Origin of the sequence: Rathayibacter sp. VKM Ac-2929 (assembly GCF_022815495.1) — a bacterium.
GTDB classification, from domain to species: domain Bacteria; phylum Actinomycetota; class Actinomycetes; order Actinomycetales; family Microbacteriaceae; genus Rathayibacter; species Rathayibacter festucae.
Genome location: NZ_JALGRV010000004.1, coordinates 579,293 through 596,016 on the forward strand (window position 1 = coordinate 579,293; position 16,724 = coordinate 596,016).

Below are 16,724 nucleotides of genomic sequence, written 5' to 3' on the forward strand. Positions count from 1 at the left end.
CTGTGCTGGTGAAAGCCGATCGATCGCCTTGGAGACGTCTTCTCTCTCCCGTCGCCGCTCTCGCCTTCTGCCTGGTGGTGCTGGCCGCCGCGGCGGGTGTCTGGGCCGGAGCGGTGATCTTCGCGCCCGCGGAGGAGGTCGTGGCGGGGACCGACTACACGACCGCTGTCGCTCGCGCCGGTGCTGTCGGCGCGGCGGTGAACCTGGTGGCGACCGCCCACTGGACCCAGTCCCCCGCGGGGACCAATTCGGCGCAGGGCACGGTGACGACGGTGAGTCATGTGCCCGGCGAAGTCGCCCACCAGGGCGAGGAGCTCTACACCGTGGACCTTCGTCCCGTGGTTCTCGCGCGCGGCGTGATCCCCGCGTTCCGGGACATCGACGGGACGAGCGAGGGCGAGGACGTGGAGCAGCTGCAGGAGCTGCTGGGCGACCTCGGGTTCTACCGCGGCGCTGCGGACGGTGCACCCGGGCCGCGGACCGCGGCCGCGATCAAGGAGTGGCAGAAGGCCGCAGGATTTCCGGTGGACGGCGTCGTCCGACGGGGCGATCTGGTCTTCGTGCCCGAGGTTCCGACCCGGCTGGTCGTCGACGAGACCCTTATCGCTCGAGGAGCAGTGGTCTCGGGCGGCGAGGTCGTCGCGAGGACGCTGCCGAAGACTCCGACCTTCTCCGTCACGGCGACAGCGGCGCAGGCCGCCCAGATCGGCGTGGGAGTCGCGGCGGAGATCACCGGACCGGACGGACCCTGGCGGGCGGTCACGGCGGTCCAGGAGGTGAAGCCCGAGGTCGGGGTGTCGATAGCGCTCGGCGGCGTGGACGGCGAGGTCATCTGCGGCGAGGAGTGCGCGGATCTCGATGTGACGCAGGACACCCTCCTCCCCGTCCTCCTCACGACGACACCCGAGACGTCCGGTCTGACCGTCCCGACCGCGAGCATCCGGACCGACGTGAACGGGGATCTCGAAGTGACCGATTCGGCCGGCGAGAGGCATCGTGTCGAGGTCGTCGCTGCCGCGAAGGGCGTCTCGGTCGTGACCGGTCTCGTGGAGGGCGTGGAAGTGCGCGTCTACGGCGATGACGCCGCACCCCGATGATCACTGCTGAGAGCATCGGCTTCCGCTATCGACGAGGTCCTCGGATACTGACCGACTTCAGTGCTGCCGTGACGCACTCCGAGATGGTCGCGATCACCGGCTCGTCGGGGAGGGGCAAGTCGACCCTGCTCTACATCCTGGGCCTCATGGCGACTCCGGAATCGGGACGAGTCCGGATCGACGGCGTCGATGTGAGTGGCATGAGCGATCGATCGAGGTCGGAGTACCGAGCCGAGAACATCGGGTTCGTCTTTCAGGACGCCGCTCTGGATCCCACGAGAACGGTCCTCGACAACATCGTCGAGACGGCTCTCTATCGCGGGTGCCGGAACTCCGCAGTGGAACTCGCGGCGCACGGGCTGATGGAGCGCTTCGGGGTCGCCCTGCGCTCCTCGGCGAGACCCCACCAGGTCTCCGGCGGCCAGGCGCAGCGGATAGCACTGTGCCGGGCGCTCATCAACGATCCGACGATCATCCTCGCGGACGAGCCGACGGGGAATCTCGATCCGGACTCCGCGGCGGTGGTCGTCGACGCACTGCGAGAGCGCGCCCGCTCGGGATCCTCGGTGATCGTGGTCACGCACGACGAGACGGTCGTCGCCTCCTGCGATCGGAGGATCCGCCTGTGAAGCGGAGATTCGTCCTGCCCGTGTTCCGGGAAGCCCTCGCCTCCTCGCTCGCGCAACCGGTGACCTCCCTCCTCACCCTGGTGATGGTGGTGGCGATGTGCGCCGGGATCGTTCTGACGACCGGGCGGACGGTGGGAGCGGAGCAGAGCGTTCTCGCGACGGTGGACTCGGCGGGGACGCGGTCCATCCTGGTCCGAGGAGAGGCGGAGGCGGGCCTGTCGTCGGACGCAGTGGAGAGGATCTCCCGACTCTCCGGAGTGCAGTGGGCGGCGGCGTTCTCGGATGCCAGTGACGTCGGGAACTCCCGGATCGCGGAGGGGAGGAAGGTCGCTCTTCGATCGGTGTGGTCCTCCGACTTCGCAGAGCTGGGCATCGGTGCGGCGCGCTTTCCCAGCGGATCGGCGTGGGCGTCCGAGGACGCGCTCGCGGCTCTGGGCTTCGCCGAGGAGACCGGCTCGGTCTCGACGGGCAGTGGAGCCGGGGTCGACGTCGTCGGGACCTTCACCTCGTCCGAGTACCTGTCCTTCCTCGGCCCGTCCGTCCTGGTCCCGATGCCTCCGTCCTCGACCGGGAGTGTGGGCTATCTGATCGTCATCGCTTCGGAGCCCGAGATGATCCGCGCGCTGACGCGATCGATCGGCTCCCTTCTGGCTCCGACGAACCCGCAGGGCGTCACCGTGACCACGAGCGCTCGGTACGCGGACCTGCGCGCCGTTCTCGAGGGCACTCTCGGGGGCTTCGGGCGAGATCTCGTCGGTCTCATCGCCGGCGCCGGCGCCGTCCTGGTCGGTGCGACGCAGTACGGTCTCGTCCTGATGCGACGCAAGGACTTCGGACGCCGAAGGGCTCTCGGCGCCACGAGAGGCCTCATCGTCCTGCTCGTCGTCTGTCAGGTCCTCCTCGTCGCGACGGTCGGCGCTCTGCTGGGGACGGCGGGTTCCGCCGTGCTCCTGGTGGCCGGCGGCGACCCGCTCCCCGGCGTCGACTTCCTGGTCGCCACAGGCACTCTGGCGATCGTGGTCTCCGTCGTCGCCGCTCTGTTCCCCGCTCAGCGGGCGGCGAGCAGAGACCCTCTGCACGAGCTGAGAGTGCCGTGATCCTGTCGGATCTCGCTCGACGACGAAGCCGCGTGCGACCTGCCCCGCTCGCCGACATCCGATGGACGCGCTCCTCCGATGGACCGGCTCCTCCGATGGACCGGCTCCGCCGTTGGACAGGATCTGCTGTGCCGAACCCCGGTGAACAGCAGCGGATTCGCTACGCGGTGGTGGCCCGGGCGGCCCGGGTGCGCGTCCGCAGCCGGTACAGGCTGGTGGTGGCGGCGATGAAGAGGTCGGTGCCGTCCGGCCCGCCGAAGCAGACGTTCGCCACGACCTCCGGCACGGGCACGAAGAGCAGCTCGGCGCCGTCCGGGGCGAAGACGTGCACGCCGTCTCCGGCGGAGGACCACACCCGGCCGCGCTCGTCGACGGCGATCCCGTCGGGCAGGCCGTGCTCGATCTCCGCGAAGAGGCGGCCGTCGCGGGCGCCGGCGCCGCGGTCAGCGACGTCGTATGAGTCCTGCGCTTCGGAGCGCGGCCGAGCTCTCCGGAGCGCCCTGCGGCCGCGGTCCCCGGGAGGCGGGGCGCTTCGCACTACGCCGGGAAGGCCCCCGCGGCCCGGCTGCGCGTCCGCAGCCGGTAGAGGCTGGTGGTGGCGGCGATGAAGAGGTCGGTGCCGTCCGGTCCGCCGAAGCAGACGTTCGCCACCACCTCCGGCACGGGCACGAACAGCAGCTCGGCGCCGTCCGGGGCGAAGACGTGCACGCCGTCTCCGGCGGAGGACCACACCCGGCCGCGCTCGTCGACGGCGATCCCGTCGGGCAGGCCGTGCTCGATCACCGCGAAGAGGCGGCCGTCGCGGGCGCCGGCGCCGCGGTCGACGACGTCGTAGGCGCGGATCCAGTGTCCGGGGCCGTCCTCGAGGCTCATCGCGGTGTCGGTCACGTAGACGGTCGCGCCGTCCGGTGAGAAGGCGATGCCGTTCGGCTGCACGATGTCGGTGACGACCGGCGTGAGGCCGTCCTCGGCGCTCCAGCGGAAGACCCAGCGCTCCTCGTACTCGCGCTCGCCCGGGTGCCCCTCGGCCGGCTGCCGGATGCCGTAGTCCGGATCGGTGAACCAGTAGGAGCCGTCGGGCGCGACCGCGACGTCGTTGGGCGAGTTCAGCCGGCCGCCGTCCCAGCTCGAGACGAGCTCCTCGACCGTGCCGTCCGGCCGCTCGCGCTCCAGTCGGCGCAGCCCGTGCGAGCACTGCACGACGCTCCCGTCGGCGTCGAGGAGCCGGCCGTTGGTGAACTCCCCGCCCTCGCGGTGCACCGAGGTCTCCCCGGTCGCGCTGTGCCACTGCAGGATGCGGTCGTTCGGGATGTCGCTCCAGCGCAGGCCCCCCTCGGCCGGGATCCACAGCGGCCCCTCGCTCCAGACGGCGCCCGTCCACAGCCGCTCGAGCCCGCCGTCGCCCCGGAGGAGCGCCTCGTCGTCCGTGCGTCCCTCGTCCGTCCGTCCCTGGTTCGCTGTCTCGTCGCTCATCAGCTTCCCGCCCGTCCTGTTCCTCTCATTCTCGCGGAGGCGACCGCGGCGCCCGCCCTGGCGGAGGACCGCGTTCTCCGGTCGCGGGGTGACGGGTCTCGCTCGTTCGGGGGGTAGGGACGGCGTGAGATGACGGCCGGGACCCGTTGTCGCGGGTCATCGCGAGTGCCAGGGTCGGCACTGGGCGAGTCGTGCAGGCGCCCGGTCGCTCCACTTGGAGAGGAACCCGCTGATGCGTTTCACCATCCGCCGATCCATCGTCCCCCGCAGTCTCGCCGTCGCCGTGCTGGCGGTCGCGCTCATCGTCTCGGGCGCTCCCGCCCAGGCGGCGCCCGCTCCGGCGCAGGCGGTGGCAGCAGCGGCCCCCGTGGTCGGCCCGATCACCGGGGTCGCGTCGAAGCGCTGCCTGGACGTGCCGAACGGGTCGACCGCGAACCGGACGATCGTCGTCCTCTACGACTGCAACAGCGGCGCCAACCAGAAGTGGACGATCGCCACGACCGGCGAGATCACCGTCTACGGCGGCGCGAAGTGCCTGGAGGTGCGCAACCGCGCGACGACGGCAGGCGCCGACGTGCAGATCTCGGACTGCGTCGGCGGAGACGGGCAGCGCTGGCGAGTCGAGAGCGACGGCACGATCCGCGCCGTCGCCTCGGGCCTGTGCCTGAGCGTGAAGGACCGGAAGACGGCGAACCGCTCGTCGTTGCAGATCGCGGCCTGCGCCGGCGGGGAGTGGCAGAAGTGGCGGACCACCGCGGCCGTCGCGGACACCACGGCCCCGTCCGCGCCGACGAGCCCGCGGGTGACGAACCTGGCCTGCCGCACGGCGACCTTCTCCTGGAACGCGTCCTCGGACGCCGTCGGAGTGGCGGGATACGACGTGTACCACGACGGCCAGTTCATGACGTCGGTCGCCGGGAACGTCCTGTCGACCGGCCTCGACGTGGTGCCGGGCGCGCAGTGGGGGCTCTACGTGAACGCCCGCGACGCCGCCGGCAACGTCTCGCAGGCCAGCGCCACCGTCGCCGTCACCATCCCGCAGTGCAGCACCGACACGCAGGCGCCCACCCGTCCGACCGGCCTCACCGCGAGGGCGTCCGGCACGGCCGTCACCCTCACCTGGACCGCGAGCACCGACGACGTCGGGGTCCGCAGCTACACCGTCTTCCGCGGCTCCGCGCAGGTCGGCACGGTCGCCGGCAGCGGCGCGACGGCGCCCGTCACGACCTTCACCGAGAGCGGCCTCGCGGCGAACACCGCGTACTCGTACACCGTCGCGGCCGTCGACGCGCAGGGCAACACCTCCGCTCGCAGCGCCGCTGCCGCCGTGACCACGGGCGGGGCCTGCAGCACCGCGTTCTGCACCGTCACCCAGGTCGCCACCGACACCGACATCCCCTGGGGGCTGACCACCGTCCCCGACGGGACCGTGCTCTACTCCCGCCGCGACGCGCAGGACATCGTCCGCCTGAACCCCACGACGGGCGTGAAGACCAGCCTGGGGACGGTGCCGAACGTGCAGAGCACGGACGGCGAGGGTGGCCTGCTGGGCATCGCGGTGTCGCCGACGTTCACCACCGACCAGTGGCTGTACGTGATGCACACCTCCCCCACCGACAACCGGGTGATCCGACTGAAGGTCGTCGGCGACCGACTGGACACGAGCACGGTGCAGGTCCTCGCCTCCGGGATCCTGCGGAACAAGTACCACAACGGCGGGCGACTGCGCTTCGGCCCCGACGGCAAGCTCTACGTCAGCACCGGCGACGGCCAGAACACCGCCACCGCGCAGAACCTGAACTCCCTCAGCGGCAAGATCCTGCGGATCAACCCGGACGGCTCGATCCCCTCGGACAACCCGTTCGGGAACGCCGTCTGGAGCTACGGGCACCGGAACCCCCAGGGGCTCGCCTTCGACTCGCAGGGCCGTCTGTGGGAGCAGGAGTTCGGCAACAGCGTCATGGACGAGACGAACCTCATCGTCCGCGGCGGCAACTACGGCTGGCCGGCCTGCGAGGGCACCTCCGGCAGCTGCGGCACCGCCGGCTTCCTCGCCCCGAAGGCGACGTACCCGACCTCCGCCGGCTCCTGCTCCGGCCTGACGGTCGTCCGCGACGTCGTCTACATCGCCTGCCTCCGCGGCACCCGCCTCTACCGTGCCCCGATCACCGGCGACGCGCTGGCCACCCCGACCTCCGCCTTCGTCGGCACCTACGGCCGCCTGCGCACGGTCGAGCCCGACGGCCAGGGCGGCCTCTGGATGACGACCTCCAACACCGGCGACAAGGACAGCATCCCCAACAACAGCAGCGAGAAGATCCTCCGCGTGACCCTCGGCGGCTGACCCGCTGGATCGGCCGGCAGACCCGTCTTCTGACGCTGGTGGATCTCGATACGCCCGCTGCGCGAGCTACTCGATCAACATGCATCCTCGCTCGACGGCCGCATGCCGGCATGCCCCTCGCATGCTGGTCGAGTAGTGGCCGCAGGCGGCGTATCGAGACCCACCGTCCTCAGCGGGATGGTCTGCAGACCCGCCTTCTGGTGCGGGTGGATCTCGATACGCCCGCTCCGCGGGCTACTCGATCAGCATGGATCCCCGCTGCGCGGGCTACTCGATCACCAGGCATCCGCCCTATCTCTTCGCGCGAAGCGTGCGCGGCCTCTGACGAGCGCGATTGACTACGCAGTCAAACCGTGTTGTACTCGTCGGACCGCGCAGTTGACTGCGCTGTCAACCTCGGGTCCGAGGACGAGCGAAGGAGCTGCGACGTGGACGCATCGAAGGCTGTGCCGCAGCCGGACGACCGCGGTCGCCGGGTCTCGATGGCCGACGTGGCCCGCGCCGCCGGCGTGAGTCAGAAGACGGTCTCCCGCGTCGTCAACGGGGAGGCGCACGTCTCCCCCGAGATCGGCGAGCGCGTCGCCACGGCGATCCGCACCCTCGGCTTCCGGCCGAACGCCGCCGCCCGAGCCCTGGTCACCCAGCGGAGCCGCCGGATCGGCATGGTGACGATGAGCACCTCCCTCTACGGTCCGTCCGCGATCCTCGACGGCGTCGAGCAGGCCTCCCGTGCCGCCGGCTACTCCCTCAGCGTCGTGCGCACGGCGCAGAACAGCGGCGCGGAGCTGCAGGAAGCGGTCGACGCCCTCGTCGATCAGGGCGTCGACGGCATCATCCTCTCGGAGCCGGTCGATCTCGGGCATCCGCGCCTCACCATCCCCGCCGACGTCACGGTGCTCAGCTTCGACCACCCGAGCGAGGCGCACCGCCCCGAGGAACTCGTGGTCGGCACCGATGAGGCCGGGGCCGCCCGCAGCGCCACCGAGCACCTCCTCGCCCTCGGCCATGAGACGGTCTGGCACATCGCCGGCGCCGGCACCTGGTCGGCCACCCGCCGTCGCATCGACGGCTGGCGGACCGCCCTCGCCGACGCCAACGCCGCCGAGCCGCCCGTGCTGAGCGGCGACTGGAGCCCGCGCTCGGGGGCGGAGGCGATGGCGTCGATCCTGCACCGCCGCGATGTCACCGCTGTCTTCGCCGCCAACGACCAGATGGCCGTCGGGGCGATCCACGCCGCCGAGGCGGCCGGCCTGCGCATCCCCGAGGACCTCAGCGTCGTCGGCTTCGACGACGACCCGATCTCGGAGTTCCTGCACCGGCCGCTCACCACGGTCAAGCAGGACTTCGCCGAGGTCACGCGCATCGCGATGCACCGGATGATCCGCACCCTCGACGGCCACGCGCCGACCGAGCGGCACCGCTCGGTCCCCGCCCAGCTGATCGTCCGCGCGTCCAGCGGGCCCGCGAACCCCGAGCGCGCGGCGCTGGCGCCGGCGTCGCCCGTCCCTGTCCCGTAGCTCACCGTCCCGTAGCTCCCCGTCCCGTAGCTCCCCGTCCCGGCTCTCGGCCCTCGGCTCCCCCTTCCAGCTCTCTCCCTGTCCCTTCCCACCGCCGTCCGTGCGGTCAGCACGAGCCGCCTCCGCGCGGTCCCTCCGGCGCGCCCGCAGGCCCGTCCCTCCCCCTTCTCCGAAGGAGCTCCTCCATGCACCCACTGTCCCCCGCGCTCTCGCGCCGCGGGCTGCTCCGTCTCGGCGCCGCCGCCGGCGGCTCGGCGGCCCTCGCCTCCCTGCTCGCCTCGTGCGCCGCGACCGGCCCGCAGGCGGCCGTCGAGTCCGGAGCCGTCGACCTCTCGTTCTGGACGCACGACGACGGCTACGTGACGTTCTTCACGGAGGCGCTCGCCCTCGCCGATGCACGCACCGACTTCTCCTACTCGCTCGATGTCACCAAGATCGGCGCGACCGACATCGTCACCAAGCTGATCGCGCAGGCCGTCGCCGGCTCCGGCACGCCGGACCTCGTCGGCATCGAGGTCGCGAACTTCGCCCGCACGCTCCGCGGCTCGATCGCCCCCGAGCTGCTGGTGGACCTCACCGAGGCGACCGCCCCCTACCGCGACGACCTGATCGCCGCCCGCGTCGACGCGTTCAGCAAGGACGGCGCCCTCTACGCGCTCGACTCCGACACTCCGCTCGCCGTCTACTACTACCGGGAGGACGAGTTCGCGCGCCTCGGCGTGCCGACCGACCTCGAGACGTGGGAGGAGTTCGCCCGGGTCGGCGGCGAGATCAGCGCGCGGGAGGGCGTGTCCTTCGGCGCGCTCTCCGTCGGAAGCGATCTGCCGCAGGTCGTGCAGGGCTACCAGCTGCTGCTGATGCAGCGCGGCGGACAGCTCTTCGACCGTGACGGGAACCTCGACCTCGCCACTCCGGAGGCCGAGGAGGCCCTGCAGTTCGCGGTCGACGGACTCGCCTCCGGCTTCTTCACGACCGTCGCCGACTACTACGGCCCGAGCATGCAGAGCGGCCTGAAGCAGGGCTCGATCGTCGGGGTCGACATGCCCACCTGGTACTCGAGCTACGGCATCAAGCCGAACGTGCCCGAGCAGGCCGGCCTCTGGCGGGTGAAGACGCTCCCCCGCTTCGCGAACGGCGGCAGCCGCACGGCCGTGGGCGGCGGCACCGGGTTCGCCGCGGTCACCGGCAAGGCCAACAGCGACGCCGCGGTCGAGCTCGTCCTCGCCGCCTACCTCGACCCGGCCCAGCAGGTGAAGCGCTACCGCGACCTCGGCTATCTGCCGACACTGCGCTCGGTCTACGACGACCCCGAGCTCGCGACGATCACCGACGACTACTTCGGCGGCCAGGCGCTCTTCGACGTCTACGGCGAGATCATCGACGAGGTCCCGTCGCTCTTCCAGAGCCAGGACCAGCAGATCCTCACGACCGTGCTGTCGGGCTACCTCCTCCAGGCCTACAAGGGCACCCTCTCCCCGGCGCAGGCGCTCCGCGCCACGGCCGAGGACTTCCGCGGCCAGGCCCGCAGCTAAGGATCGATGATGTCGACTCTCACCACGGCCGGGGCGCCCGCCTCCGCTCAGGACGGCCGCGGCGGCTCACCGCTCGAGGCCCGGCGCGCCGCGAAGCGGAAGCGCCTGAACACCTCCGGCGGCCGGGCCCCGTACCTCTTCATCGCGCCGTTCTACCTGCTCTACGCGCTGTTCATGATCGTCCCGGTCGGTGCGGCGATCTACCTGAGCCTCACGGAGTGGGTCGGCCTCGGCTCCCCCGAGTTCGTCGGGCTGGCCAACTACGGCAACCTGCTCGGCGACACGAGCTTCGGCGTCGCGCTGGTGAACACGCTGATCTACACGCTGATCGCGGTGTTCGTCATCGTGCCGTGCTCGCTGCTGATCGCGCAGGGCCTGAACGCCCGCGGGCTCAAGGCGCGCGACCTCTTCCGGCTCACCTTCTTCATCCCGATGGTGCTCTCGCCGATCGTCATCGCGCTGATCTACAGCCTGATCTTCGATCGCAGCTACGGACTCCTGAACTCGCTGATCCGCGCGGTCTTCGGATTCGGCGACATCGACTGGCTCGGCGACCCGACGCTGGCCAAGGTCGCGATCGGCTTCGTCCTGCTCTGGCGCACGGTCGGCTACCTGACGATCTTCTTCCTCGCCGCACTGCAGGCCGTGCCGAAGGAGCTGTACGAGGCGGCCGAGCTCGACGGCGCCGGCGTGCTCGCGAAGTTCCGCACCGTCACGCTCCCCGCGATCCGCCCGGTGACCGCGTTCGTCGTCGTCACCTCCTTCATCAGCGCCGCCCAGCTCTTCGACGAGCCGTACCTGCTCACGCGGGGCGGACCGGGCGAGGCGACCCTCTCCGTCTCGATGTTCATCTACCGCGCCGCGTTCGAACGCCAGCAGTTCGGCTACGCCGCCGCGGCCGGAGTCGTGCTCTTCGTGCTCGTCTTCGCCGTCAGCCAGATCCTCAACCGCGCCCTCGCCATCGGGAGAACCTCATGACCGCCACCACGGGAATCGTCACCGCCGACGCTCCGGAGCGCCGCATTCCGCGGAGGCAGCGCCGGGCGAGCGGCGGCGAGCGCGCCCGCCGCGGACTGCTCTACGTCACCCTCTCGGCCCTGCTGCTCGTCTTCGTGTTCCCGCTGCTGTGGGCGCTGAGCGGCTCGTTCAAGAACCGCGGCGACATCTTCTCCACTCCCCCGTCGCTCGTCCCGAACCCCGCGACCACCGACAACTACGTCAACCTGCTGACCACGCAGCCCTTCTGGGCCTGGTTCGGCATGAGCGTCGGCACCTCGCTGCTCGCGACCGCGGTCTCGGTCTTCGTCTGCGCCATGGCCGGCTACGGCTTCGCGAAGTTCGCCTTCCGCGGCAAGAAGGTGCTCTTCACGATCATGTTCTCGTCGCTGTCGGTGCCGTTCGTCGTGATCCTGGTGCCGCTGTTCATCCTGATCGTGAAGGCGGGGCTCTCGAACCCGTGGTTCGCGCTGATCGTGCCGTGGGTCGCCCCCGCGTTCGGGATCTTCATGATGCAGCAGTTCATCGTCCAGTCGATCCCGGACGAGATCATCGAGGCGGCCCGGATCGACGGCAACAGCGAGTTCGGCACCTTCTGGCGCGTGGTGCTGCCGCTGCTGCGCCCCTCCCTCGGAGCGCTGGGCGTCTGGGGCTTCCTGCAGAGCTACAACAGCTTCCTCTGGCCGCTCGTGCTGCTCTCGGACTCGTCGCAGTACACGATCCCGCTGGGCCTGAACATCCTCTTCGCGTCGGAGAACCGCTCCTACGACCTCGTCCTGGCGGGCGCGGTCCTCGCCTCGGTGCCGACGATCCTGGTGTTCTTCCTGCTGCGCAAGCAGCTGCTCGACGGGCTGACCGCGGGCGCCGTCAAGGGCTGACACCCCCACCGCCCTCCTCCGCCACTCCTCTCCCGAACGTCCGAAAGGCCCTCCCATGCAGCACCTCACCGACCGCATCCTGTTCGGCGCGGCCTACTACCACGAGTACCAGCCGACCTCTCGGCTGGGTCACCGTGACCTCGCCGAGGACTTCCGGCTGATGAAGGCCGCGGGCTTCACGGTCGTCCGCGTCGGCGAGTCGGTCTGGTCCACCTGGGAGCCCGAGAACGGCGTCTTCGAGCTCGACTGGCTGCAGCCGGTGCTCGATGCGGCCCACGAGCACGGCATCGCGGTCGTGCTGGGCACGCCGACCTACGCGGCGCCGATGTGGCTCGCTCGGCTGTACCCCGAGATCAACGTCGAGCGCTCGAGCGGTCGGCCGATGGGCTGGGGAGCCCGGCAGGAGATCGACTACTCGCACCCGGCCTTCCTCTTCCACGCCGAGCGGCTCATCCGGAGGATCGTCGAGCGCTACGCCGCGCATCCCGCGGTGATCGGCTTCCAGGTCGACAACGAGCCCGGCAACGAGATCTTCCACAACCGGCAGGTCTTCCAGCGCTTCGTCGACCACCTGCGCGCGCGCTACGGCACCGTCGAGACGCTGAACGACGAGTGGGGGCTCACCTACTGGTCGCACCGCCTGTCGACCTGGGCCGACCTCTGGACCCCGGACGCCAATCAGCAGCCGCAGTACGACCTGGCCTGGCGCCGCTTCCAGGCCTCGCTGACAACGGACTTCATCGGCTGGCAGGCGGACATGGTCCGGGAGATCACCGCGCGGGCCGGCCGCGAGGACCAGTTCGTCACCACCTGCATCTCCTACGAGCGCCGGACGGTGCAGGACGAGGAGCTCGTGCGCTCCCTCGACATCGCCGCCGGCAATCCCTACTACCGGATGCAGGACGGGCTCGAGCTGCCGGACGCGCGGGTGTTCGACCAGCACTGGACGACCTCGGGCACCTGGGCGCTCTACGCCACCGCGGACCGGATGTACGGATCGAAGCAGGCGCCGTTCCTGGTGACCGAGACCGACGCGCAGGCGATCGGCATGCCGTGGTCGAACGAGCCCGGCTACGACGGGCAGTGGCGCCAGGCCGCCTGGGCTCTGGTCTCGCGGGGCGCGACGATGATCGAGTACTGGCACTGGCACACGCTGCACCACGGTGCCGAGACCTACTGGGGCGGGATCCTGCCGCACTCGCAGGAGCCGGGCCGGGTCTACGAGCAGATCGCCGCGCTGGGTGCCGACTTCGCTGCCGCCGGCGATCGGGTGACCGAGCTGACCCCCGACTCCGATGTGGCGATCCTGTTCTCGAACGAGAGCAAGTGGGCACTCGAGGAGTACCCCTCGTTCAGTGACCCGACCCAGGGCACCGGCGCCGCCCGCGGCGTGCCCGTCGCGTCGACGCGCACCTTCCAGACCGTCTTCGACTCCTTCGCGCGCGGCGCCTTCGACGCGGGGCTGCAGTCGAACACGGTGCACCCCTCGCAGCTGACCGGGACGACGCCCGCCGCCTACGCGGCCGCGCATCCCGTGCTGGTCGCCGCCGCCTTCACCATCGCCGACGACGCGCAGCTGCAGTGGCTGGAGGCGTACGCGGCGGCGGGCGGGCACCTGGTCGTGGGCGTTCGCACCGGCTACGAGGACGAGGAGGCGCGGGCCCGGCTGCAGCGCAAGCCGGCGTTCCTCGACGAGGCCGCCGGTGTCCACTACGACGAGTTCGCGAACCTCGCGGTCCCGCTGCCGGTCGTCGCGGAGTCGGGCTTCCCGCTGCCGGTGGGCGCCACGGCGACCCTGTGGGCGGACGGCCTGCAGCCCGACGACGCCGACGTGCTGGTGCGCTACGTCCACCCGCACCACGGCCGGTTCGCCGCCGTGACGACGCGCGCGCACGGCGCGGGCCGGGTCACGACCGTCGGCACCGTGCCGGACCTCGAGCTGGCGCGGGCCCTGATGTCCTGGGCCGTCGGCGACGCCGCCTCGGGATGGCGCCGCGCGACCGCGTCACAGACGGTCACCAGCGCGACCAACCGCCACGGCGAGCGGATCCGCTTCGTGCACAACTGGTCCTGGGAGCCCTCGGTCTACGCCTTGCCGGCCGCGGCCACCGATGTGCTGACCGGAGTCGAGCTGCCCGCCGGCGCCGAGCTCGAGCTCGGCCCGTGGGACGTGCGGGTCCTCGCCGCGGACGACTGAGCGACCGGCCCGGAGACCCACCGTCCTCAGCAGTGCGGCCTGCGGACCCCGCTCCTGACGCGGGTGGATCTCGATACGCCCGCTGCGCGGCTACTCGATCAGCATGCATCCGCACCGTTGGATGGGCGTGCCTCCATTCATGCTGGTCGAGTAGCCCCGAGAGGGGCGTATCGAGACCCGGCGTCCTCAGCAGTGCGGCCTGCAGACCCGGCTCCTGACGCGGCGGATCTCGATACGCCCTTCGGGCTACTCGATCAGCATGCACACGCACCCGCGGATGCGCGTGCCCCCCTCTTCATGCAGGTCGAGTAGCCCCGCAGGGGCGTCTCGAGACCCACCGCCCGCAGCAGTGCGGCCTGCAGACCCGCCTCCTGGCGCGGGCGGGGGCTCCGCGTCTCTGCCAAGGTGGTCACGCGCCGGGTCTCCAGGCGGGCGACGCGGTGTGAAGGGGGTGGCCGACGCATGAGCGATGCGGCTGCGGGGTACTCGACGGCGCGAGCCGAGGATCCGCCGGCCTCACCCGAGGTGCTCTCGGGCCGTGGCGGACCGCGCTCGGTGCGCGCGCTCCGGCTCGGCGTCGGCGGCGCGGGCCTCCTCCTGACGCTGGTCCTGCTCGTCCCGCACGCACCGGCGCTCCCGGGGCTGTGGCTGGCGTTCCTGGTGCTGCTCGCCGCGATGTGGATCACGGCCTCGTTCCGGCTCGAGCTCGCCTCCGGCATCGGCACGGTCACCTTCGGGGTCGGCGTGTCGGTGCTCGCCTTCCTGGCGCAGGACGTGCCGCGCGTCCAGGCGCTGCTGCTGTGGGTGCTCGCGATCGCGCTCTTCCAGGTGATCTCGCGGCGCCCCTGGGCCGCCGTCGTCTACTGGACCGGTCTCGCCGCGCTCTCGGGCGGGGCGTTCCTGCTCGTCCTCTCCCTCTTCCCGCAGACGGGCTGGTGGCCGGTCCTCGCGGCGGTGCCGGCGGTGCTGGCCTACGGACTGCTCTCGATCGGGGCCGAGTACCTGCAGGCCTGGCTGACCCTGGCCGACGTCAGCGACGTGCCGCGGCCGGCGCTCCGGCCCGGCCGGGTGCTGCTCGCCCTCGGCCTCAACATCGTGCTGGTGGCCCTCGCCTACGGCGCGCACCTCTCCGCCGGGGTCGAGCGCATCGATCTCGGCGCCGGCCTCGAGATCCGCTCGGCGAACACGCTCCTGATCGTCGCGCTGGCGGTCGCCGTGGTCAGCCAGTACCTCCGCCGCGCCCGGATCGAGCGCAAGCTGAACGGCCTGATCGAAGCGGCGCTGGCTCTGCCGTGGGGCGACCAGGAGGCGATCTTCGAGACGCTCGAGCGGGCGGCCCGCACGGCGATCCCGTCAGCGAGCACGCGGATCTCCGCCACTCCCGGGCGCGCGTTCGAGCTGTCGGCGCCGATCGCCACGCCCGGCCTGGGCCTGCGGCACGTTGTCCTGACGCGGCGCCCCGACTCCGGCGGCTTCACCGCACTCGAGCACCGCACCCTCCTCGCCCTCGCGCACATCGCGACCCAGGCCCTCTACGATCGCCGCAGCACCCGCGTGCTGCGCGACCAGGCCACGACCGACTCGGTCACCGGTCTCAGCAACCTCCGCGGTCTGTACGAGGAGTTCGCGGCGATCAGCGACCAGGAGGAGCGGGCGGTGCTGTTCATGGATCTCGACGACTTCAAGGCCGTCAACGACACCCACGGCCACTCGACGGGCAACACCGTCCTGCAGGAGGTCGCCCGTCGCATCCGCGAGAGCGTGCGCGGGGACGACGTGGTCGCCCGCATCGGCGGCGACGAGTTCGCCGTCCTCCTGGACTCGGTCACCGCCGGGGCCGTCGCGCTCCGCATTTCGCGCGCCGTCGAGCGGCCCCTGGTCGTCGGCGACGCCGAGCTCCACCCCCGCATCAGCATCGGCGCCCCGGTCGCTGTCGACGGCGGCTCATTCGACCGGGTGATGCAGGAGGCGGACGAGCGGATGTACGAGACGAAGAAGGAGCGCAAGGGCGAGGCGGCGCAGGAGGCGGCGGTGCAGGAGGCCGAGTCGAAGGAGCTGGATCTCGTCGCCGAGGTCCGCACCGCGGTCGCCGACGGGACGGTGCGGGTCGCCTTCCAGCCGGTGATCGACGTCGCCGAGCGGCGCATCGTCGGCTTCGAGGCGCTGGCCCGCTACACCCGGACCGACGGCACGGCGCTGAGCCCGATCACGCTCGTCGACATCGCGCGCTCGCTGGGCCTGCTGGACGAGCTGACGGTGCAGATCGTCGACCAGGCGGTGGCCTGCATGATCGAGTTCCGTGCGATCGATCCGTCGGTCACGTTCCTCAGCGTCAACATCGAGGCGGAGCAGCTGATGCACGACGGCGTCACCGAGGTGATCTGCGCACATCGCACCGCCGAGCAGGGCATCCAGCTCTGCCTCGAGCTGACGGAGGGCTCGATCGGGCACGTCGACGAGGCCGTCATCGAGCGGGTCCGCGCCCTCACCGCGGACGGCATCGCGATCGCGCTCGACGACTACGGCCAGGAGCACGCGGCCGCTGCGGCGCTGCTGACGGTGCCGCTGAGCATCGTCAAGATCGACCGCGTCTTCCTCGCCGACGAGGAGAACCCCCGGCACGCGACGATCCTCCGCTCGATCATCAACCTGGTCTCGGACCTCGACATGCACACGATCGTCGAGGGCGTCGAGACGACCTCCGCTCACGAGCTGCTGACGAGCCTGCATGCCGACCGGGCCCAGGGCTACTTCTACGGCCGCCCCCTCTTCCCGGAGCTCGTCAAGGAGCGCCTGCGCGCCACGGGCACGGCGGCGATGCCGGAGCAGCCGCCGGCGTAGCCCGCGCAGCGGCGGCCGCCTGCTGATCGAGGAGCCCCGGCCGTGTTGATCGAGTAGCCCGCGCAGCGGGCGTATCGAGCGGAGGGGGCGCCTTCGGCGCCAGCACAAGGCGGGGAAGAGACC

General features: G+C 71.3%; 12 protein-coding genes. 10 read left to right on the top strand and 2 right to left on the bottom strand.

The features are described 5' to 3' along the window. Positions 1-8: 8 nt before the first annotated feature. Genes MT355_RS15325 through MT355_RS15335 form a run of 3 tightly spaced genes read left to right on the top strand, consistent with a single transcriptional unit; the run spans position 9 to position 2,823 of the window. Positions 9-1,097 carry a peptidoglycan-binding protein gene (locus tag MT355_RS15325; RefSeq protein WP_243600200.1) on the top strand — a complete coding sequence of 363 codons (1,089 nt, stop codon included), beginning with the start codon at positions 9-11 and terminating at the stop codon, positions 1,095-1,097. Then, positions 1,094-1,726, top strand: coding sequence for an ABC transporter ATP-binding protein (locus MT355_RS15330; RefSeq protein ID WP_279392417.1), 633 nt, complete (start codon positions 1,094-1,096; stop codon positions 1,724-1,726). The genes MT355_RS15325 and MT355_RS15330 overlap by 4 nt, the downstream gene beginning before the upstream one ends. Then, on the top strand, positions 1,723-2,823 hold the full coding sequence (locus tag MT355_RS15335; RefSeq protein WP_243600202.1) for an ABC transporter permease: 1,101 nt from the start codon (positions 1,723-1,725) through the stop codon (positions 2,821-2,823). The genes MT355_RS15330 and MT355_RS15335 overlap by 4 nt, the downstream gene beginning before the upstream one ends. A gap of 160 nt (positions 2,824-2,983) precedes the next feature. On the opposite strand, the gene MT355_RS15340 is transcribed toward MT355_RS15335, so the two are convergent. After that, positions 2,984-3,361 (bottom strand): SMP-30/gluconolactonase/LRE family protein, encoded by a 378-nt coding sequence (locus tag MT355_RS15340; protein WP_243600203.1) that lies wholly within the window; start codon positions 3,359-3,361, stop codon positions 2,984-2,986. Continuing rightward, positions 3,361-4,296, bottom strand: coding sequence for an SMP-30/gluconolactonase/LRE family protein (locus MT355_RS15345; RefSeq protein ID WP_243600204.1), 936 nt, complete (start codon positions 4,294-4,296; stop codon positions 3,361-3,363). The genes MT355_RS15340 and MT355_RS15345 overlap by 1 nt, the downstream gene beginning before the upstream one ends. A gap of 232 nt (positions 4,297-4,528) precedes the next feature. Here MT355_RS15345 and MT355_RS15350 point away from each other — a divergent pair, with 232 nt between their 5' ends. The 7 genes from MT355_RS15350 (at position 4,529) to MT355_RS15380 (ending at position 16,601) form a co-directional block, all read left to right on the top strand. Next, entirely contained in the window at positions 4,529-6,640 is a 2,112-nt protein-coding gene (locus MT355_RS15350) for a PQQ-dependent sugar dehydrogenase (protein WP_243600205.1), read from the top strand. 428 nt (positions 6,641-7,068) lie between these two features. Continuing rightward, positions 7,069-8,157 carry a LacI family DNA-binding transcriptional regulator gene (locus MT355_RS15355; protein WP_243600206.1) on the top strand — a complete coding sequence of 363 codons (1,089 nt, stop codon included), beginning with the start codon at positions 7,069-7,071 and terminating at the stop codon, positions 8,155-8,157. Positions 8,158-8,342: 185 nt separating this feature from the next. Continuing rightward, entirely contained in the window at positions 8,343-9,689 is a 1,347-nt protein-coding gene (locus tag MT355_RS15360; RefSeq protein ID WP_243600207.1) for an ABC transporter substrate-binding protein, read from the top strand. Positions 9,690-9,698: 9 nt separating this feature from the next. Beyond that, positions 9,699-10,667: a carbohydrate ABC transporter permease gene (locus MT355_RS15365; protein WP_123446502.1), complete on the top strand. Its 969-nt coding sequence runs from the start codon at positions 9,699-9,701 to the stop codon at positions 10,665-10,667. Continuing rightward, positions 10,664-11,563, top strand: a complete 900-nt coding sequence (locus tag MT355_RS15370; RefSeq protein ID WP_123703850.1) for a carbohydrate ABC transporter permease — start codon at positions 10,664-10,666, stop codon at positions 11,561-11,563. The genes MT355_RS15365 and MT355_RS15370 overlap by 4 nt, the downstream gene beginning before the upstream one ends. Before the next feature lie 55 nt (positions 11,564-11,618). Continuing rightward, a complete protein-coding gene (locus MT355_RS15375; RefSeq protein ID WP_243600208.1) occupies positions 11,619-13,760 on the top strand; it encodes a beta-galactosidase in 2,142 nt (713 codons plus the stop codon). A gap of 462 nt (positions 13,761-14,222) precedes the next feature. Further along, complete coding sequence (locus tag MT355_RS15380) at positions 14,223-16,601, top strand: bifunctional diguanylate cyclase/phosphodiesterase (protein WP_243600209.1); 2,379 nt, start codon at positions 14,223-14,225, stop codon at positions 16,599-16,601. Positions 16,602-16,724 lie beyond the last annotated feature (123 nt).